Here is a 542-nt window from a genome sequence, read left to right on the forward strand (position 1 = left end):
TTCCGAAGGCCCGTGCTCCGATCCACGTCGCAGCCGGCCTGGCGCGGCGTTCATGAGGAGGTTCATGATGAGGCGGGTGGTCGGGCACGACTTGTTCGAGAAGCGCGCCCAACAGCGGCAGGACGGTGCAGGACAGGGCCACGGCCAGGAGCCACCCGGCGGCGACGTCGGTGGGCCAGTGCATTCCCAGGTAGATGCGGCTGGTGCCGACGGCGAGCGCCCACGCCACAGGGACCGCGACGGCCGCGACCCGGGTTGAGCGCCGCCGAGCGCGGTGGGCGAGAGCCGCGGCAAGCCCGGCGGCGACCAGCGCGGATGTGGTGGTGTGCCCAGACGGCAGGGCGGGGCCGGACGCGTGCCAGTCCCAGTCCGCCGCGGGTGGCCGGGCGCGGTCGACGGCGTGGGCTAGTGAGGTTCGGACCAGTTGTCCCACTGCCAGGGCCGCGGCTCCGACGGCCGCACCGTGCAACCACCATCGCCGTCGGCCTATCGCGACCGCGCCAGCTGTCGCTGCCAGGACGTACGCCCAACCGCCGTTCCCG

General features: G+C 73.8%; 1 protein-coding gene. It reads right to left on the reverse strand.

Annotation, left to right across the window (positions count from 1 at the left end):
* The coding region (locus DD1DGNOD_RS10300) for a phosphatase PAP2 family protein (RefSeq protein WP_346434304.1) at window positions 1-469 on the reverse strand (469 nt) is incomplete at its 3' end.
* Between the last annotated feature and the right edge of the window lie 73 nt (window positions 470-542).

This window comes from Candidatus Protofrankia californiensis, from assembly GCF_900634765.1.
Lineage (GTDB): Bacteria > Actinomycetota > Actinomycetes > Frankiales > Frankiaceae > Protofrankia > Protofrankia californiensis.